Source organism: Nocardia jiangxiensis NBRC 101359 (genome assembly GCF_000308615.1).
Classification (GTDB): domain Bacteria; phylum Actinomycetota; class Actinomycetes; order Mycobacteriales; family Mycobacteriaceae; genus Nocardia; species Nocardia jiangxiensis.
The window spans coordinates 1-18698 of record NZ_BAGB01000049.1 but is presented as its reverse complement, the minus strand read 5'-3'; the positions used below and the strand labels follow the sequence as shown (position 1 = coordinate 18698).

20 protein-coding genes are annotated in these 18698 nt (G+C 65.8%); 12 read left to right on the top strand and 8 right to left on the bottom strand.

Annotated elements, in window-relative coordinates; translation table 11 throughout:
* Positions 1-118 precede the first annotated feature (118 nt).
* A complete protein-coding gene (locus tag ON40_RS23105; protein WP_040826087.1) occupies positions 119-988 on the bottom strand; it encodes a phosphatidylinositol mannoside acyltransferase in 870 nt (289 codons plus the stop codon).
* Positions 989-1466: 478 nt separating this feature from the next.
* Between ON40_RS23105 and ON40_RS50070 the strand changes: the two genes are divergently transcribed.
* The 4 genes from ON40_RS50070 to ON40_RS23095 all read left to right on the top strand — a co-directional run bounded on the left by ON40_RS50070 (position 1467) and on the right by ON40_RS23095 (position 3396).
* On the top strand, positions 1467-1640 hold the full coding sequence (locus ON40_RS50070; RefSeq protein WP_083895858.1) for a CsbD family protein: 174 nt from the start codon (positions 1467-1469) through the stop codon (positions 1638-1640).
* A gap of 66 nt (positions 1641-1706) precedes the next feature.
* The gene (locus ON40_RS53280; RefSeq protein ID WP_085997776.1) at positions 1707-1862 is read left to right on the top strand and encodes a DUF6131 family protein; all 156 of its coding nucleotides are present in this window, start codon (positions 1707-1709) and stop codon (positions 1860-1862) included.
* A 51-nt stretch (positions 1863-1913) separates the two neighbouring features.
* A complete protein-coding gene (locus ON40_RS23100) occupies positions 1914-2279 on the top strand; it encodes a hypothetical protein (RefSeq protein WP_051193449.1) in 366 nt (121 codons plus the stop codon).
* A 352-nt stretch (positions 2280-2631) separates the two neighbouring features.
* Complete coding sequence (locus ON40_RS23095; RefSeq protein ID WP_040826086.1) at positions 2632-3396, top strand: LysR family substrate-binding domain-containing protein; 765 nt, start codon at positions 2632-2634, stop codon at positions 3394-3396.
* Positions 3397-3515: 119 nt separating this feature from the next.
* On the opposite strand, the gene ON40_RS23090 is transcribed toward ON40_RS23095, so the two are convergent.
* Positions 3516-3794 carry a DUF2631 domain-containing protein gene (locus tag ON40_RS23090; RefSeq protein WP_040826085.1) on the bottom strand — a complete coding sequence of 93 codons (279 nt, stop codon included), beginning with the start codon at positions 3792-3794 and terminating at the stop codon, positions 3516-3518.
* Between the two features lie 116 nt (positions 3795-3910).
* On the opposite strand from ON40_RS23090, the gene dxr reads away from it, so the two are divergent.
* Positions 3911-5050 carry a 1-deoxy-D-xylulose-5-phosphate reductoisomerase gene (dxr, locus tag ON40_RS23085; RefSeq protein ID WP_040826171.1) on the top strand — a complete coding sequence of 380 codons (1140 nt, stop codon included), beginning with the start codon at positions 3911-3913 and terminating at the stop codon, positions 5048-5050.
* Positions 5051-5071: 21 nt separating this feature from the next.
* The gene (locus ON40_RS23080; protein ID WP_040826084.1) at positions 5072-6286 is read left to right on the top strand and encodes a M50 family metallopeptidase; all 1215 of its coding nucleotides are present in this window, start codon (positions 5072-5074) and stop codon (positions 6284-6286) included.
* A 64-nt stretch (positions 6287-6350) separates the two neighbouring features.
* Here the strand turns inward: ON40_RS23080 and nfi are convergent, their stop codons facing one another.
* Entirely contained in the window at positions 6351-7025 is a 675-nt protein-coding gene (nfi, locus tag ON40_RS23075) for a deoxyribonuclease V (protein WP_040826083.1), read from the bottom strand.
* Positions 7026-7311: 286 nt separating this feature from the next.
* Complete coding sequence (locus tag ON40_RS23065; protein WP_040826081.1) at positions 7312-8187, bottom strand: polysaccharide deacetylase family protein; 876 nt, start codon at positions 8185-8187, stop codon at positions 7312-7314.
* 65 nt (positions 8188-8252) lie between these two features.
* Here ON40_RS23065 and ON40_RS23060 point away from each other — a divergent pair, with 65 nt between their 5' ends.
* Positions 8253-8630, top strand: a complete 378-nt coding sequence (locus ON40_RS23060; protein WP_040826080.1) for a MerR family transcriptional regulator — start codon at positions 8253-8255, stop codon at positions 8628-8630.
* A 122-nt stretch (positions 8631-8752) separates the two neighbouring features.
* Positions 8753-9154 carry a hypothetical protein gene (locus ON40_RS23055; RefSeq protein WP_040826079.1) on the top strand — a complete coding sequence of 134 codons (402 nt, stop codon included), beginning with the start codon at positions 8753-8755 and terminating at the stop codon, positions 9152-9154.
* Positions 9155-9195: 41 nt separating this feature from the next.
* Here the strand turns inward: ON40_RS23055 and ON40_RS23050 are convergent, their stop codons facing one another.
* Both ON40_RS23050 and ON40_RS23045 read right to left on the bottom strand, forming a co-directional pair.
* On the bottom strand, positions 9196-10533 hold the full coding sequence (locus ON40_RS23050; protein ID WP_083895857.1) for an MFS transporter: 1338 nt from the start codon (positions 10531-10533) through the stop codon (positions 9196-9198).
* A 256-nt stretch (positions 10534-10789) separates the two neighbouring features.
* Positions 10790-11452 (bottom strand): nitroreductase, encoded by a 663-nt coding sequence (locus ON40_RS23045; protein WP_040826078.1) that lies wholly within the window; start codon positions 11450-11452, stop codon positions 10790-10792.
* Positions 11453-11770: 318 nt separating this feature from the next.
* On the opposite strand from ON40_RS23045, the gene ON40_RS23035 reads away from it, so the two are divergent.
* Entirely contained in the window at positions 11771-15052 is a 3282-nt protein-coding gene (locus ON40_RS23035) for a protein kinase domain-containing protein (protein WP_040826076.1), read from the top strand.
* Positions 15053-15093: 41 nt separating this feature from the next.
* Here ON40_RS23035 and ON40_RS23030 read toward each other — a convergent pair whose 3' ends face one another.
* Positions 15094-15309, bottom strand: a complete 216-nt coding sequence (locus ON40_RS23030; protein ID WP_040826075.1) for a hypothetical protein — start codon at positions 15307-15309, stop codon at positions 15094-15096.
* Entirely contained in the window at positions 15306-15662 is a 357-nt protein-coding gene (locus ON40_RS52020) for a hypothetical protein (RefSeq protein WP_157186384.1), read from the bottom strand. The genes ON40_RS23030 and ON40_RS52020 overlap by 4 nt, the downstream gene beginning before the upstream one ends.
* 455 nt (positions 15663-16117) lie before the next feature.
* On the opposite strand from ON40_RS52020, the gene ON40_RS23025 reads away from it, so the two are divergent.
* The 3 genes from ON40_RS23025 to ispG all read left to right on the top strand — a co-directional run bounded on the left by ON40_RS23025 (position 16118) and on the right by ispG (position 18649).
* Positions 16118-16978 (top strand): helix-turn-helix domain-containing protein, encoded by an 861-nt coding sequence (locus ON40_RS23025; protein ID WP_169541894.1) that lies wholly within the window; start codon positions 16118-16120, stop codon positions 16976-16978.
* Positions 16975-17178 carry a DUF397 domain-containing protein gene (locus ON40_RS23020; protein ID WP_040826073.1) on the top strand — a complete coding sequence of 68 codons (204 nt, stop codon included), beginning with the start codon at positions 16975-16977 and terminating at the stop codon, positions 17176-17178. Before ON40_RS23025 ends, ON40_RS23020 begins: the two co-directional genes overlap by 4 nt.
* Positions 17179-17491: 313 nt before the next feature.
* Complete coding sequence (gene ispG, locus ON40_RS23015; RefSeq protein ID WP_040826072.1) at positions 17492-18649, top strand: flavodoxin-dependent (E)-4-hydroxy-3-methylbut-2-enyl-diphosphate synthase; 1158 nt, start codon at positions 17492-17494, stop codon at positions 18647-18649.
* Positions 18650-18698 lie beyond the last annotated feature (49 nt).

Below are 18698 nucleotides of genomic sequence, written 5' to 3'. Positions count from 1 at the left end.
CGTTGGCGCTTCTGATTCCGGTCGCCGTACGCTGCCATGCTGACCGCGCTCACGGGCGGCCGTAGTCGATCCGTGTTCGGTCCACAACGCGTTGGCCGTGATCACCGCCTGGGTGACCTCACCCGTTGGGCCACACTGGTTGCAGCATGTGCCAGTCGGCGGGATGGGAGGCGATGTTGGCGGCGAACCGGTCGGCGAGGCGCTGGGTGGTCGCAACGATGCCGTCGGAGGTGTCCAGCGGCTGCTCGACGCTGAATCCCCACCCGTTGGGGGTGAACCAGCAGTGCACCGGCAGCAGTGGCGCCCCGGTGTCGATGGCGAGTCGGGCGGGACCGGCCGGCATCCGGGTCGGTTCGCCGAAAAAGCTGACGGGCACACCGTGGCCGGTAAGGTCGCGCTCACCGAGCAGGCCCACGACCCGTCCCTGCCGCAACCGCTCGACCAATCCCTCGAATGGCGGTTGGTCACCGCCGGCGAGGGGGATGATCTCGAATCCGAGGCGTTCGCGGTAGCGGACGAACCGCTGAAACAACGCTTCGGGCCGGAGCCGTTCGGCGACCACGGTCGGGGTGGCCAACCGCTGTGCCGCCCACACGCCGGCCATGTCCCAGTTGCCGCTGTGCGGCAAGGCGAGAATCGCCCCGCGACCGAGTTCCATGGCCGCTGCGGCGTGTTCGATACCGGTCGCTGCGGCCTCGACTTCGTCGGCCAGCGTTGTCGGATCCATCGTCGGCAGCCGGAATGCTTCGCGCCAATATCGTGCATACGAGCGCAGGCTGTCACGGATCAGCTCGTCGGGGACATGATCGGGTGCCATGCCCAGCACGCGGGCCAGGTTGCGGCGCAACTGCACCGGGCCGCCGTTGCGGCGGGCGGCATGATCGGCGCAGGCATCGAACAACCGCACCGCCCACGGGTGCGGCAGCGCGCGCACCATCCGCCACCCTGCCGCATAGCCAAGGTCTCGCACACTGTCGGACACCGTCATCCCGGTTCCCTCCAAATCCGCGTGATCTACCGACGAGCACTACCGACGCGACGGTCCTCGCCAGGTGCCCCGCTGAAGCGGGCGGTGATGGAGATCTTGATCGCTCGTTGTCAGTATGGGTGTTCTCCCCTCGCAGGTGCCGCATTTCCGCTCGCCAGGATTGCGGCCGTCCGACCGCTCGGCGATTCGGTCATCGGCGCCGCGCCTTCCTTTTCAGGACCAACACAGGTCAGCCCCGCATCTACACTGCAGTCATAAAGTGTAGCTCTACACTGTTGACACCATGGGTATGCGGTGGTTGAGTAAGTACGACGTAGATCCAGTGCTTCGCGTCCCGACCGATTTCACTTTTTCGGATTCGGCAACCGATCCAGGGACCGACACCCCTGCCGACCCGCACTCGGGGCGCGGCCGACGGCACTCGCACAGACGTTCGCCACATCCGCGGCGACGGCACAACACGAGAGAGACCACCACCATGAGCATCGGTAAGAAGATCGCGCACAAGGCCGAAGCCGCCAAGGGGGCCGCCAAGAAACTGGTCGGCCGGGGCACCGGCAACACTCGCCTGCGGACCGAGGGACGCACCGATCAGGCCAAAGGCGATACCAAGCAGGCCGGAGCGAAGATGAAGGACGCCTTCAAACACTGACGCCACGCGCGACCACCAGTGTGGTCCACCGCCCCATCACTCCCCCACCGAAACTTGGTATCGACCATGATCATTCTCGGAATCATTCTTCTCGTCGTCGGTTTCCTGCTGAAGATCCAGATCCTCTGGACCATCGGGATCGTGGTCCTCATCATCGGTCTGGTGCTCCTGGCTTTGGGGTCGATGGGCCGCGCAGTCGGCGGGCGACGCCACTACTTCTGAGGCCGGTGCCAACCACATGGACCACGCTGAACCAAGTTTCCCGGAGCTGACATGACTACCACCTCGATCGTCATCATCGTCGTTGTCGTGATCGCGGCAATTCTGATCGTCGCCGCGCTCACCTGGGTGGTGTTGAACAAGCGCAAGGAACACCGCCGCGTCGAAGCCGCGGGCATCCGCGAGAAGGCAACCGAACAGTCCCACGAGGCCGGCCAGCGTGAAGCGCTCGCCGACGAGACCGCGGCCAAGGCTCGAGCCGCTCAGGCCGAGGCCGATATCAAGGCAGCGCAGGCGGCAGGCATGCAAGAACGAGCAGCGGCTCACCGCGGCGAAGCCGTCGCCTCTCGCGACGAGCTGAAGCAGGATTTCGAACGCGCCGACAAGATCGATCCGGACTCCCGAGCACGCGACAGGTGAGAAGAATCCGAACCCGGCCGGACGCCGCCGCCCGAAGCTTCCACGCGCAACCAAGCCGACCGTCGGTGACCCCTTCCCGGTGAGGGCACAGACTCCGGAACCTGGGGTCAGGCACTGCTGACCGGGAACGGAAAGTATTGGTCCCGAGGGTATTTCGCCGATGTCGCACGCCGGGTCGATCAGCTGGCGGTGATGTCATACGACACCTGGATGCCGTGGCGTCCGCTGTACAGCGGCTACCTCGCCGAGCAGACCGCCCTGGCGCTCGAGGGCCGCCCCGTCCACGGTGGATCTGCGATGGGTGTGCCCGCGTTCTGGGTGGCGCGGATAGGTATCCCATACCCTTGGTCGGGTGAACGAGTGTGCTCCCGATGCGCTGCGGGTCGGATACGTGCCGGGCGTGACCGTCGCCAAGTGGGCCCGGATCTGGTCGGAGCGGTTCGCGGACGATTCACTGGCCGTGATCGGCATCCCGCAGTCGCAGCAGGAGTCCGCGCTGCGCGACGGTCAGGTCGACATGTGCTTCGTCCGTCTGCCCATCGACCGCGAGGGTTTGCACGCGATCCCGCTGTACCGCGAACTGCCCGTCGTCGTGGTGCCGAAGGACCACCCGATCGCGCTGTTCGAGGAGGTCGCCACCACCGATCTCACCGACGAGCGGATGCAGGAAGCCGACGATCTCGATGCGCTGGCCGGCACGCTCGAACTCGTCGCGGCGGTCGGCGGCGCGGCGATCATGCCGCATTCCCTGGCCCGCCTGCACCACCGCAAGGATCTCGTCTACCGGACGGTCACCGACCTCCCGCCGACCGAGATAGCCCTGGCGTGGCCGATCGACCTCGACAATCCGGCTGTGGAGGATTTCATCGGCGTCGTCCGCGGCCGCACCGCCCGCAGCACCCGCGGCCGGCAGCAGGACGCGCCGTCGAGCGGCAAGAGTAAAACTGCCGACGGCAAGGACGGCGCAAACGACGGCAGGGGAGCACAGTCCGGGCGAGCGCGTTCCGGAGGCGGTAAGTCTGCTGGAGGGAAGACCTCGACGGGGAAGTCCGGTGGCGGGAAGACGAATGTGAAGGCAGGCGCTGCGAAGAGCCGGGGAACGCGCGGACGGCGATGACACAGCTGGGCTTGCTGCGGACCGGGGCGGCCTCGGAAACTTCTCCGGAGAACAGAAAGCCGCCCGGTGACGATTCCTCGTCGTGCCTCGCAGGGCTCCGGGCGGCTGATTACCAAGCTCTACTTGGGCTTGTTCCGCGTGACGAAATCGCGGACCAGGATGCCCACGATGGTCGCGGCGAACAGGATCAGATAGATGTAGCCGGTCCAACCGGTGGAGGCGCCCTGCTGGTTCTCGTACAGCATGGCGAGCAGGATGAGGGCCACGACCACGGCCGCGACCTTGAAGGTGCGTCGGGATTCACCGCTCCAGCCGAAGGCGGCGGAGGGAACCTCGGCGGGGTCGACCTTGGTGACGACGCCGCCGCTCTCGGCGCGCTCCATTTCTGTGCCGGCCACTGCTCGCTCCCATCGGTTACAGGTAGAACTGTCGGACATCATCGTTACATACGACTGCCCGTCGTAGCCAGTGGGGTGAGCAGGTGTTGGGCTCCGTAGTGCGGAACAATGAAGTGGTGTCCGACATAGTGAGAGTCCTGCTCCTGGGCAGCACCGGTTCCATTGGTACGCAAGCGCTCGAGGTGATCGCCGAGAACCCGGACCGCTTCCAGGTGGTGGGGCTGGCCGCCCGGGGCGGCAACACCGACCTGCTGGCGCAGCAGATCCGGGCCACCGGCACCACGGAGGTCGCCGTCGCCGATCCCGCTGCCGCCGCGAAACTCGGTGTGTCCCTTGCCGGTCCGGACGCGGTCACCGAACTCGTGCGCCGCACGGACGCGGACGTCGTACTCAACGCGCTGGTCGGCTCGCTCGGACTCGAACCGACCCTGGCCACCCTGGAATCGGGTCGCCGCCTGGCGCTGGCGAACAAGGAGTCGCTGGTCGCCGGCGGTTCGCTGGTGACGCGGGCGGCCAAGCCCGGTCAGATCGTCCCGGTGGACTCGGAACATTCGGCGATGGCGCAATGCCTGCGCGGCGGGCGGGCCGAGGAGGTGGACCGTTTCGTGCTCACCGCCTCGGGCGGCCCGTTCCGCGGCTGGACCACCGAGATGCTCGAATCGGTGAACCCGGACGAGGCCAAAGCGCATCCGACCTGGTCGATGGGCCTGATGAACACGCTGAACTCGGCCACCCTGATCAACAAGGGCCTCGAACTGATCGAGGCGCACATGCTGTTCGGCATCCCCTACGACCGCATCGACGTCACCGTGCACCCCCAGTCGATCGTGCACTCCATGGTCACCTTCGCCGACGGCTCGACGATCGCGCAGGCCAGCCCGCCGGATATGAAACTGCCGATCGCCCTGGCTCTGGGCTGGCCGGACCGGGTGCCGGGCGTCCTGGCGCCGTTGGATTTCACGCGGTCGCACACCTGGGAGTTCGAACCGGTCGACAGCGAGGTCTTCCCGGCGGTCGAACTGGCCCGGCAGGCGGGGCAGGCGGGCGGAACCGTGACCGCGGTCTACAACGCGGCCAACGAGATCGCGGTGCAGGCGTTCCTCGACGGGCTGATCGGTTTCCCCGGTATCGTGCGGACGGTCGCGGCTGTGGTCGAGTCGGCCGACCAGTGGCGCGTGGAACCCAGTACCTTGGACGAGGTGCTCGCGGCGGACGCGTGGGCGAGACAGCGTGCGCGCAAGTACGTAGGCAACTGATGCAGGAGGGTTCGACACCGCATGGGGTTCGTGTTCGGGTTCGTGCTGTTCGCCCTCGGTATCACGGCGTCTGTGGCGCTGCACGAGTGTGGGCATATGTGGGCCGCCCAGGCCACCGGTATGAAGGTGCGCCGCTATTTCATCGGATTCGGCCCGAAGGTGTTCTCCTTCCGCCGCGGTGAGACCGAGTACGGCCTCAAGGCCCTGCCGCTGGGTGGTTTCTGCGATATCGCCGGGATGACCGCGCTGGACGAGATCGATCCGGCGGATCTGGATCGGGCGATGTACCGGCAGAAGACCTGGAAACGCCTGGTCGTGATGGTCGGCGGCATCGTGATGAACTTCGTGCTGGGCTTCATCCTGATCGTGATCCTGGCCGTCGGCTGGGGTCTGCCGCGGCTGGATTCGCCGCCGGACAATCAGATCGCGGTCGCCTGCGTGGGCGCGGACAATGCCGACGGCACGCACCAGAAGTGCAGCGGCGAGGGTCCGGCCCAGCTGGCGGGTATGCGGCGCGGCGACAAGATCGTCGCGGTGGGCGGCGTCGCGGTGCAGACCATCCAGCAGATCGCGTCCGAGACCAAGGACCGCACCGGACCGATCGACTACACGGTCGAGCGGGACGGCAAGACGCTGCACATCACGGTCGATCCGGTGCGAGTGAACACCTACCCGGTCGATTCGAAGACGAACAAGCCCGCCGCGACCCCGGTGACGGCGAGCAAGATCGGCGTCTCGCAGGACTACTACGACACCTCGCACTACAACGTCCTCACCGCGATCCCGGCCTCGATCGGGTTCACCGGCGAGATGTTCGGCAAGACCTTCGAATCGCTGGCGCAGATGCCCACCAAGGTCGTGAACCTGTGGCATGCGGTCACCGGCGGCACCCGCGACCCCAATACTCCGGTCAGCGTGTACGGGGCCAGCAAGATCGGCGGCGAGACCGTCGAGCACGGCCTGTGGAACGTGTTCATCCTGGTGCTGGCGAGCCTGAACTTCTTCCTGGGCGCGTTCAACATCCTGCCGCTGCTGCCGCTGGACGGCGGGCACATCGCGGTGGTGCTCTACGAGAAGATCCGCAATGTGCTGCGGGGTCGGCGCGGTCTGGCGGCGGGCGGCCCGGTCGACTACATGAAACTCCTACCGGCCACCTATGTCGTCGTGGTGATCGGCGGGGCGTACATGATCCTGGTGCTCGTCGCGGACATCGTGAATCCGATCAAACTCTTCTGAGACAGGCTTTTCGCCGCACGCGGGTCGGCCCGGCATACGGTGAGTCGAGCAATCGGGGCATGCCTCAGGCGTTCTCGCGCAACAGGGTTCGGCACAGATGGTCGGCGCGGCGGGTTGTCTCGGGTTGGCGGTAGCGCGGCGCGAGGGCGAGTGTGGTCTCGCAGGCGGTATCCAGCGAGATCCGATGTCCGACCGAGACGAACACGGGTTTGACGCCGGGCTGGGTGCGGACAGCCCGGCCGACCACCTCGTCGTCCAGGAGGATGTCGCTGACCGAGCCGCGTTGGTCGCGGGGTTCGGAAGCGTTGCCCCACACCGATTTCGCGACGCCCATGGTGGGCACCCCGGTCAGCAACCCGAGATGACACGCCAGCCCGAAGCGGCGTGGATGCGCCAGCCCCTGGCCGTCGCAGATCAGCAGATCCGGTGTGGTGCCGAGCTTTTCGAGCGCGGCGATGACGGTTGGCAACTCCCGGAACGCGAGCAGCCCAGGGATATAAGGGAATTCGGTCGTCCCCCGAGCGGTGGCCGTGTCGACCGGCTCGAGCGTCGCGGCATCCAGAACCACCACGGCCGCAACGACATTCCCCTGTTCGTCGTATGCCGAATCCAGCCCCGCCACCGTCTCGAACCGTGGCGGCCGCGGATCGCTTCGGTCCACCTGCTCACGCAGCCGATTCTGTAGCGCCACAGCCGCATCCGGATCGTCCGGGAGTTCCGCCGTCATCGCCAGCCGCATGTCCTCAATCTAGCGGTCCCGTGCATTCGGCTGAGCGAGCGGTGCGGAGCCGCTGGTCGGGGTCGGCCGGAAGTTGGAGTCAGCCGCAACCGTATCCTCCGAATTCAGCAGTCCGGCGGATGTGACCGGGTGGTTGGCGTCGTCTGGAAGTTCCGCCGAGTCGCCCTTCGTATGCGCCGAATCCAGCGGTACGCCGGATGTGACCGGGTGAGCAGCACGGATCCGCACGTCGGTGGCGTGGGGGTGCTCGGGCTGCATGTGTGATCGCGGTCCCGGGCATCGGCGGCTATCCTCTGGTCACGGCGGTTTTCCGGTAGTGCGCCGCGATTTCGTCGCTGGTGGTGACCCAGACGCCCGGATGATTGGTGACGTACTCCAGAGCCTCGTCCAGATACCGGCGGCGGAACGCCTGGCCGGTGACGAACGGATGCAGTGCCAGGGGCAGTACGCGTCCGCTGTCGGCCGAGTCCTCGTAGAGCTGGTCGAGTTGATCGACGACCATCCTGACGAAATCGGGTCCGGTGAGTCCCTTGCTGACGAAGATGCCGATGTCGTTGAGCTCCACCGAGTACGGGACGCTGAGCATGCCCGGGACGTTCAGCGGATAGGGCTGATCGTCGTTGGTCCAGTCCAGGATGTAGTCGAGGCCCAGTTCGGCGAGCAGCCGGGGCGTTTCGAAGGTTTCGGTCAGGCCCGGCCCCATCCAGCCGCGCGGGCGCTGCCCGGTGCTGCGTTCGATATCGGTGACGATGTCGCGCAACGCGATTCGCTCCTGCTCCGGGGACAGCCCGGTGTGCATGTGGCTGTTGCTGCTGCCGTGCGCCAGCCATGCCCAGTCGCGGTCCACGCCCGCGCGGATGATCTGCGGATACCGTTCGCCCACATCGGAATTCAGCAGTGCGCTGGCCCGGATGCCGTACTTGTCCAGGGTGTCGATCAACCGCCAGATGCCCACCCGCGGGCCGTAGTCCCGCCAGCCGTAGTTGAGCGAGTCCGGTGTCAGTGCGGTGGTGCCCGGATAGATCGCGGTACCGGGCAGATCGACGTAGAAGTGCTCGATATTGAGTCCGACGTAGAAGGCCACCCGCTTGCCGCCGGGCCACTGGATCGGCGCGCGATCGACGATCGGACTGTAGTCGAACAGGGTGATGTCTGTGCTCATATCGCTATGCTCGAACTCTCACACATATGTGAGAGTCAACCGGAAGTCGTTGTGAGGAGCGGCATATGCGGATCGGGGAATTGGCGGAGCGCACGCAGACCTCGCCACGGCTGCTGCGCTACTACGAGGAGCAGGGGCTCATCCGCGTCGGCCGCAGCGCCAACGGATACCGCGACTACGACGAACGACTCGTCGATCAGGTGGTGCACATCCGCGGCCTGCTCGACGCGGGCCTGCCGACGCGAATCATCAAGCAGATCCTGCCGTGCTTGCACGATCCGAGCGATATCCACTTCGCCGAGGCGACGCCGGAGATCATGGCCGTCCTGGAATCCCAGCGTGATCGCCTGACCGATCGCGTCGAGCTGCTCACGCGCAATCGCGACGCCATGACCGCCTATATCGACTCGTTGCGCGGTTGTATGCGGCCTGTCGCGGGCTGATCGGCCGGGGCCGGGTGGTGGCCGGCGGGGTGATGTGCGGGACCATGGTCGTGCGGCGCGCGGTATGGCGCCGCAATGCGTTCTGAGTGTGTCCAGCGATCCATGTCCGCTACACAGGAGGAATGACCATGTCGATTCTCGGCAAGTTCCGGCATACCGCTCGGTTGACCACCGTCGCAGGTGGGGTGGGTGCGGTCGTGGCGTTGGCCGCGGGCACCGCGTTCGCGGCCAACGGCATCGATGTCACGGGCATCGGACCCACCAATGTCATGGTGAACTACAGCTGCGATCCCTCTGCCGGGGTAACCGCGCTGAAGGTGATGGCAGGTGCGCCGGATGCCGATCATCCGTCCGCGACCGGTTCACAGAACCGGTTCACCTGCGACGGGGCGCAGCACTCGGCTGTGGTGATCCTGCAGGGCACGCCGATGGCGAGAGGGCAGCGTGTTCAGGTCCGCGCCGCACTGGTGGACCGCAACGACACCGTCGTGAAGGGTACGGCCAAGGTGGCTACCCTGGGATGATGCTGTTGCATCCGGCCCGGAACCGGTTCCGGGCCGGATGCTCAGGCGGTGAGCCGGTCGTCCTCGTCGATGAACCGCGTCGCGATGACGCTCACCACCGCGGTCGCCACGAGATATCCGCAGGCCAGCCACGGTGAACCGTGTGTCACCGCGATCAGTGCGGTGACGATCATCGGCGTGATGCCCGAGGCGTAGATCCCCGAGAACTGATAGACGAAAGACAGCCCGGTGTACCGCACCTCGGGCGGATACAGGCCCGCGTACAGCGTGCCCTGCGCGCCGTAGAACAACGCGTGCGCGCCGCCGAACACCACGATGATGGCCACGGCGAACAGCACGATGTTCTTGGTCTCGAACACCGCGAACACCGGATACACCAACAGCCCATACGCGGCGATGCCCGCGATGTAGACCCGGCGCGGGCCGAACCGGTCGGTGAGCAGTCCCGAGATCGGGATCAGCGCGGCCATCACCACGGCCGCGATGGTGACCGAGACGAGCACCGGGACCTGACGCAAACCCAGGTGGCCGGTGGCGAAGGTGATCGCGAAGACGCCCCACGTGTTGAATGCCGCGCCCTCACCCCAGCGCGAGAGCAGGCCGAGGAACGTATTGCGCCGGTTGCGCACGTTGCGGAACAGTTCGACCACGGGCACCTTGGAGATCCGGTTGAGCCGGTCGATCTCCCGGAACGCGGGCGTCTCGTCGATCCGCAGTCGCACGATCAGGCCGATCACGACCAGCACCACGCTCGCACCGAACGCGATGCGCCACCCGTAGCTCAGGAAGGCGGGCTCGCTCAGCGTCGAGCGCAGCAGTGCGAACACTCCGGTGCCCAGGGCCAGACCCAGCGCCAGGCCGATCTGCGGATAACTGCCGAAGATCCCGACCTTGCGTCGCGGACTGTATTCCACCGCCAGCAGCACCGCCCCGGCCCATTCCCCGCCGAGTGCGAACCCCTGCAGAATTCGCAACAGCAGCAACAGAATCGGCGCGGCGATCCCGATCGCGCTAGCAGTGGGCAGTACGCCCATCAGCGCGGTGGACACGCCCATCAGCGCCATCGTCAGCGCGAGTGTCCGTTTGCGCCCGATCCGATCGCCGATGTGCCCGAAGACGAGTCCGCCGATGGGCCGCATCAGGAATCCGACCGCGAACGTCGCGAACGACAGCATCGTCCCGACGAAACTGCTCGTATGCGGGAAGAACAACTTGCCGAACACGATTCCGGCGGCAGTGGAGTACAGGAAGAAGTCGTACCACTCGACGGTGGTCCCGATCAGGCTCGCCGCGATCGCGGTCCGGGTTTCGGTGACCGTCAGATGTCGGTCATCTTCCACCGCGCCTTCGTGCACCGACGCGGATTCCAGCAACGACATGGGTGATCCTCTTCTGCTCCAGCGTCGACTCGGTCAGCCACAGTAGATTTCGCCGGGGGCGCTCAGAAGGGTTCTACTCACCCAGATTTCAGCCGTGAATTACCTGGTCGGGGTGTTCGTCGACCACGCGTCAGTTGTCGGACCAGACGATGAGACGGATGCGGTCGGCGCCGAGTCGAGGCTCCAGGATGCTGATCAGCCGACCGAGGGCAGCGCCGCCACCCTCCTCTCGGAACAATTGCGGATCACCCGACGCTCAGTCGAGGAACGTCACGGTTTCGGAGAGCGGGGCCCGGATGCTGTGCGGGTGCGGGACTTCGGGGTCGGGATGGCCGATGGACATGCCGCAGAACAGGATTCGCTGCGGTGGCGGCGCGATCGTCTCGGCCACGGCGCGGTGGTATTCGGACCAGGCGATCTGGGCGCAGCTGTGCAGCCCCTCCTGACGCAGTAGCAGCATCACAGTCTGCAGGTACATGCCCGCGTCGGCCCATTGCGGGGCGGGCATGTCGCGGTCCAGGTAGCAGAACAGGGCGGTGGATGCGCCGAAGCAGTTCCAGTTCTCGGCTCTGACACGGGCGCGTCCGGCGGCGTCGTCGCGGGCGATGCCGATCGCGCCGTACCGGCGCGCACCCATGTCGGCAATGCGCTCCCGATACGGCGAGGCCAGATCGGGCGGGTAGACCGCGAACTCCCGCTCGTCCCCGGAATCACCCGCCGCGATCCGCCGGCCGACCCGTTTCTTCAACTCCGCCAACGGATCACCGCTGAGCACATAGATGTGCCACGGCTGCAGGTTGCCCCCGGATGGTGACCGAGCCGCCGCCCCGAGCACCCGCTCCAGGACCGCCCGATCCACCGGCTCCTCGGTGAATGCCTGAATCGACTGTCTGGTCTGCACCGCACGGTAGACGTCCACCTCGCCATCCTACGGACACCGACGGAACGGATGATTCCCTTGTACGACAACGACTTTCGAAGCCTGAATGCAGGAAGGTCCGCAGACTCCGCGTTGCGTGCGGACTGCCGGGCGATGCGTGAACGTGTCCGGCACGACCACGGCTGTGACAATGCGCGCGCACAGCACCTGCCTGGTGCTCGGCAGCGCGGCATCCGCGGTTCAGCACGATCACGCGATCCGGGCCGAAACCCCGATTTCAGGCGATAAAGTGGACACGGCGAACGATCAGCAAAGGATGCCCACTGTCTACGAACCCGCCGGATGTCCCAGTGGCCGATGAGTGACGACGACTCTCTCCATACCCGTCGTGAGGTTGTCACACCTCTCACGGCGGAGTTGGAAGCTGCAGGTTTCGAGGACGCGGTGGAGGTCGGCCGCGGCGGATTCGGCGTGGTGTACCGCTGCTGGCAGGCGGCGCTGGACCGGACGGTCGCGGTGAAGGTGTCGACCGATGACCTGGACCCCGACAGCAGAGCGCGCTTCCTGCGCGAACAACGGGCAATGGGTCGCTTGACCGGGCATCCGAACATCGTGACGGTCCTCGAGGTCGGCACCACCGCCGGCGGCAGACCGTACCTGGTCATGCCGTTCCACTCGGCGGACTCCTTGGAGGTGTGGCTCCGTGAGCACGGACCGCTCTCCTTGGAGCGAACGCTGTCGATCGGGGTCAAGATCGCCGGAGCGCTCGAGAGCGCTCACCGTCTCGGCATCGTGCACCGTGACGTCAAGCCGGGGAATATCCTGCTCACCGAATACGGCGAACCGGCCCTGACGGACTTCGGCATCGCGCACATCACCGGCGGTTTCCGCACAGCCGCGGGCACCCTGACGGGATCACCGGCGTACACCGCCCCGGAGGTTCTCGAAGGTGACACACCGGGCCCTGCCTCGGATGTGTACGGGCTGGGCGCGACGCTGTTCAGCGCCTTGACCGGCCACGCGCCGTTCGAGCGCCGCGAGGGCGAGAACGTGATGACGCAGTTCTTGCGGATCACCACCGAGCCGGTACCGGATCTGCGGGTCAGCGGCCTGACCGATGACGTGGTGTCACTCGTGGCGGCGGCGATGAGCCGCGACCGCACCGCCCGCCCGACCGCCACCGCCTTCGGCAGCGCCCTGCGCCGGATTCAGCAGCGTCACGGATTCCCGGTGGATGCCATGGCGCTGCCCACCGAGCCGGGCCGGAAGGCCGACGTTCGGGAAACTCCCGTTCCGTCGCAGTATCCGGCGACCCCGGGCGAGCCGGGAAGCGGCCGGGGCCGCGGCAATCTGCCGTCGGAGTTGACCAGTTTCATCAATCGGCGCAGCGAGATGGCAGAGGTCAAGAACCTCCTGTCGTCGTCCAGGCTGGTGACACTGACCGGCATCGGGGGTGTCGGGAAGACACGTTTGGCGTTGCGGGCCGCCTCGGCCCAACAACGCGACTTCGCCGATGGAACATGGCTGGTGGAACTCGCCGAGCTATCCGACCCGGCACTCCTGGTCGACGCGATCGCAGCCGTGCTCGGCCTCCGAGATGTCCCGGGAGCATCGCTGCTCCAGGTGGTGATGCGGTTCTTGGCCACTCGCGAGACGCTGCTGATCTTGGACAATTGCGAGCACCTGGTGGATGCGACAGCGAAACTGGCCGACACCCTGCTGCGCAGTTGCCCGGATCTGCGGATCCTCGCCACGAGCCGCGAGGCGCTGAACATCGCCGGAGAATCGGTGGTCCAGGTGCCGCCATTGACGATTCCGGACCAGGACCGGGAACATACTCCCCAGCGGATACCCCGTTTCGACGCCGTGACTCTGTTCACCGACCGCGCCGTCGCAGCCCTGCCGGGATTCCAGCTCGACGAGCGAAACCAGTCGGCGATAGCGCAGATCTGTGCCCGACTCGACGGTTTACCGCTCGCGATCGAGCTGGCGGCGGCTCGCCTGCGTTCGATGTCGCCGACGCAGATCCTGCGGCACCTCGATGACCGCTACTCGTTGCTGACCCACGGAAGCCGGGCCGCGCCCACGCGGCAGCAGGCTCTGCGGTCCTGTATCGACTGGAGTTACGACCTGTGTACGGCGGCGGAGCAACAGCTGTGGGCCCGTCTGACGATCTTCGCCGGGTCTTTCGGACTCACCGCAGCCACGCAGGTGTCCGGCGCCGCGCTGACACCGGAGGACGTGCTCGATGTGCTGTCGTCGCTGGTGGACAAGTCGATTCTGGTCCGGGAGGAGGTCGGTACCGCAGTACGTTTCCGGATGCTCGAAACCCTGCGCGAATACGGTCGGGAGAAGTTGCAGGAATCCGGTGAATACCAGGAGCTGCGGCGACGGCACGCGGAATGGTATCGAGAGCTCGCCCTGGAGGCCGAAGCCGAGTGGCTCAGCAGCCGGCAACCGTACTGGCTCGCCCGCCTCGGCAGGGAGAAGCCGAGCCTTCGCGAAGCACTCGAATTCTTCATCGGCGATCGGACCACGGAGTCGGCGCACGCGGCCCTGCAGATTGCTGCCGCACTGCACGGGTTCTGGTTCTTCGGTGGGCTGTACGGCGAAGGCCGATCGTGGATCGAGCGTGCGCTGGCGTGTCCCGAGGCCCGGTCGATACCCGATCGTGTACCGGCGCTCTGGGTCGACCTCCAACTCGCCGCCGCGCACGGGGATTTCCGTACCGCTGAAGCTTCTCTGGCGGAGGTGCAGTCGCTCGCGGAACGGGACCGGAGTCCCGTGATCCAGGCTTACCTCGATCACGCCGAGGGCACCTTCGCACTCCTGAGCGGCGACGCCGCCAGCGCATGCTCGTCGCTCGAAAGCGCGGTGCGGCGAATGCGCTCGCACCAGGAATCCGGACTGTTCATCAGCGCCTTGACCTACCTCGGATGGGCCTCTGAGGTGCACGGTGACCGGGAACGGGCGGAGGAATTCTCCCGACAACTACTCGCTGTCACCGAAGCGTCCGGCGAGCTGGCCTATCGCTGTGCCGCGCTGCGCGGAATGGGTGTAGCAGCGTGGCAGCAGGGCGATCGGGACCGCGCACAGCAATTGATCCAGACCGCACTGGGTCTGTGCAACGAGTTGAACAGCCCGGTCAGTGCCTCTTTCGTGCTTCAATCCTTGGCATGGATCGTGGCGGATATCGATCCCGAACGGGCCGCGGTGCTGATGGGCGCCACCGACACCATCTGGCCGGCGGGGAACAGCGCCACGATCATCTCTCCGGATATGTCGCCTCTTCACCGGGAATGCGGGGAGACAGCACGTCGCGCGCTCGGCAATCGGAAATTCGCCGGTGCGTTTCGGCGCGGTCAGTCGATGGGCATGGATGCCGCACTCGCCTTCGCGGTCGGAAAAGACAGCGCCACCGCGACCTCTCGCCCCTCCGAGCTCCTGACCAATCGGGAGCGACAGGTCGCCGACCTGGTCGCTCAGGGCCTGAGCAACAAGCAGATCGCCGCGAAACTCGTGATATCCCAACGCACAGCGCAGGGCCACGTCGAACACATTCTCGCCAAGCTCGGATTCAACTCCCGCGTGCAGATCGCCGCCTGGGTGATCGACGACCCGAGCAGGCAGAGCACCTGACGTGATCGACAGATCCATCGGCGGTTGCGGTTCGGCGATGGCTATGTGTCGAGCCAGGTTTCGATCTCCTCGAGGGTATCTGCGGTGTGGATGGGAGTGTTGTCGGTGATGTCGAGTAGTTGCCATTTGTAGGGGGTGGGGTTTTGGCGGACGAGGCGGTACCCCTGGGTGGTGGCTCGGGCGGTGAGGGCGATTGCTCGGATCAGGAGTGGGGGGAATTGTGTTGGGGTGGTCGGTGGTTCGTCTCGGTTGGTCATGGGTGGCGCCAGGGGCGGTAGGAGTCGGGGGTGATGTGGCCGGCGGCCACCAGGGCGGCGAAGGCGGCGCGTTTGCGGGCGCAGGTGTGGTCGCGGTGGAGTTGCATGTCGCGGTGGGCGGTGGTGAGGGTGAACGGTTTCGGGGGTGGGCTGCAGGACGACGGGGTGGGGCCGTGGGGTTGGTGTGGGTGACGAGGTCGTGGGGTAGGGCCGTGGGGGTGGCGTGGGCGACGGGGTTGCAGGGTGGGGCGGGGGTTCGGCCACAGGCAGCCGAGGGCGAGCAGGGCCACCGCGCAGCCGGTGAGGACGGTGACGATGCTCGACAGTTCGTCCCAGGCGGACATCGGGTTCATCGGGCATCACCCTGGCCGTGCGACTTTCGGGCGAGACGCCGGTTGATTCGGTGGACCAGGTGGCGCTGCGTCCGGTCGTGTGCGAGGTCGGGTCCGGCGTGTTCGCGCACTTGCGACGGGATGACGATGGTGTCGCCGGTTCTGGTGTAGTGCAGCATCTTCCGTTTCTTTGCTCGATGGATCGGGTGTCGGTGCGGAAAAGCGCAATGCGGAAAAACGTTGTGGCATCGGCGAAATAGACCACTGAGCGGTGAGATCCGATGGCCGCGTACGTATGCCAGTAAATCACCGAACGGGTACGGTTGGGAGCCGCCGTTGGATTTCGCCCGGGAACGAAATCACTCCACATGGTTTGGAACGTTCGGAGCATTCCATTTGAAATGGAATGAATCTGTACGTCGCGTACGACGGTGGTCCCGCAAATGAAAGGTTGGTGTTTCCCAGTGTCCGTTCGATTGAGCAACAGCACCCTGCCGCGCCGCGTGCTCGGCCGTCGTCTGCGTGAGTTCCGCGAAGAGCGGAAGATGAGCCGGACCCACGCTGCCCGAGCATGCGAGATGGGCTCGCAGACGTTGTGGCGGTTGGAAACCGGCCGCAGTAGCGAGATCAAGCGTGTGACCGTCAATCTGCTGTGTGACCTGTACGGGGTCGTCGATGAGGATCGACGGATTCTGCTGTGGTTGGCGACGGAGTCGCGCAAGGATGGGTGGTGGCAGTCCTTCGCGGGCGGGTTTACGGCCTGGGTAGAGCTGTATATCGGTCTCGAGGCCGAAGCCTGCAGTTATTCGACCTGGCAGTCGGCGATTCTGCCTGGGTTGCTTCAGATTCCGGAGTACCGGCGAGCGCTGTGGGAACTGCAGGGGCAGCCGGTGGACATCGAGAGTGAACTCGGGCTACTCGCGAAACGGCAGGAAAGGGTTGCCGATCCGAGCTTTACCTTGAAAGCCCTCGTGAACGAATCGGCGCTGCGTCAAAACGTCGGCGGCAAAGATGTCATGGTCCAGCAGATGCGACATCTCCTCGAGATCGCTCGGCTCCCGAATGTTTCAGTCAGAACCGTTCCATTCAGTGCTCCGGTGCACCTCGGTCTGCACAGCAAAGACTTTGTCTTCCTGGAATTTCCGGAGCATCCGAATCCTGCTCTCACGGAGTCGCCGGTCATCTATATCGAGAACTCTGCTGGTGCGCTCTACCTGGACAAGCCTGCCGAGATCGAAATATATCGCGCCACTCGGGCCGATATCGAGCGAGTAGCCTTGAGCGAGAACGACACTCGCAGTCTCATCGAGGCGAGACAGAAGGAGTACGGATCATGATCGTCGATCTATCGGGTGCGCGGTGGTTCAAGAGCAGCCGAAGCGTGAGCGGCGGAGAATGCGTCGAGGTGGCCCATTTGAACGGCGGCAAGGTCGGCGTCCGAGACTCGAAGAATCCCGCCGGTCCAGCACTGATCTTCGGTTCGGCGGAGTGGGATGTGTTCACCGATCGCCTCGCGGAGGGTGGGTTCGACCGGTAGGGGCACCCCACCTGCTGATCCCTACCGGGGCAGCGTTCCACCATCTGGGCTGAACCGCCGTCGAGCGCTGGGGTGTGTTATCGGTCACACCGCCGCCGCGGCCCGAATCGGGCCCGCTGGCGCGTCTGATGTGAAACCTGTTGCACAGAACCAAGCGTCGCAGCGCACCGAATACCTTCCTGTACGGCTCAATCCCTGCCGCGGGCCCTTCCAGCCTGCCCTGCATCGAGGCTCACACAGCGCCCGCCAATCCGGCAGCACTAGACTCGGCGAAAGATCCGGTGGAGCAGATATGGAAAGTAGGCAGCCGAACGTGACCAGTGCCATCGCATTGGGTATGCCCGCCGCACCAGCGGCGGTCCTGTCACCGCGACGCAAAACGCGCCAGCTGATGGTCGGCACTGTGGGGGTGGGGAGCGATCACCCCATCTCGGTGCAGTCCATGACCACCACCAAAACCCACGACATCAACGCCACCCTCCAGCAGATCGCGCAGCTCACCGCTTCGGGCTGCGATATCGTGCGCGTGGCGTGCCCCCGGCAGGAAGATGCCGACGCGCTGGCCACCATCGCCAGCAAATCCAAGATCCCGGTGATCGCCGACATCCACTTCCAGCCGCGCTACATCTTCGCCGCCATCGACGCGGGATGTGCTGCGGTGCGGGTGAATCCGGGCAACATCAAGGAATTCGACGGCCGCGTCGGGGAGGTCGCCAAGGCGGCCGGCGCCGCGGGTATCCCGATCCGCATCGGCGTCAACGCCGGTTCGCTCGACAAGCGGATGCTGGAGAAGTACGGCAAGGCCACCCCCGAAGCGCTGGTCGAATCGGCGCTGTGGGAAGCCTCGCTGTTCGAGGAGCACGGCTTCGGCGATATCAAGATCTCGGTCAAGCACAACGATCCGGTGGTCATGGTCGAGGCGTACCGGCAGTTGGCCGCGCAGAGCGACTATCCGCTGCACCTGGGCGTCACCGAGGCGGGTCCGGCCTTCCAGGGCACCATCAAGTCGGCGGTGGCGTTCGGCGCGCTGTTGAGCGAGGGGATCGGCGACACCATCCGCGTCTCGCTGTCCGCGCCGCCCGCCGAGGAGGTCAAGGTCGGCGATCAGATTCTGCAGTCGCTGAATCTGCGTCCGCGCAAACTCGAGATCGTGTCCTGCCCGTCCTGCGGGCGCGCGCAGGTCGACGTCTACACCCTGGCCAACGAGGTCACCGCCGGACTCGACGGACTCGAGGTGCCGTTGCGCGTGGCCGTGATGGGTTGTGTCGTCAACGGTCCGGGTGAGGCTCGTGAGGCCGACCTGGGCGTCGCCTCGGGTAACGGCAAGGGCCAGATCTTCGTGAAGGGCCAGGTCATCAAGACCGTCCCGGAACATCAGATCGTGGAAACCCTCATCGAGGAGGCCATGCGCATCGCCGAGGAGATGGGCGAAGGGTCCGGTACGGGCGAGCCGGTCGTCACCGTCGGGTGATGTCCTCCCGGCCGGGAGCGGTCGGGGTTCCTATTGAATCTCGCGGTAA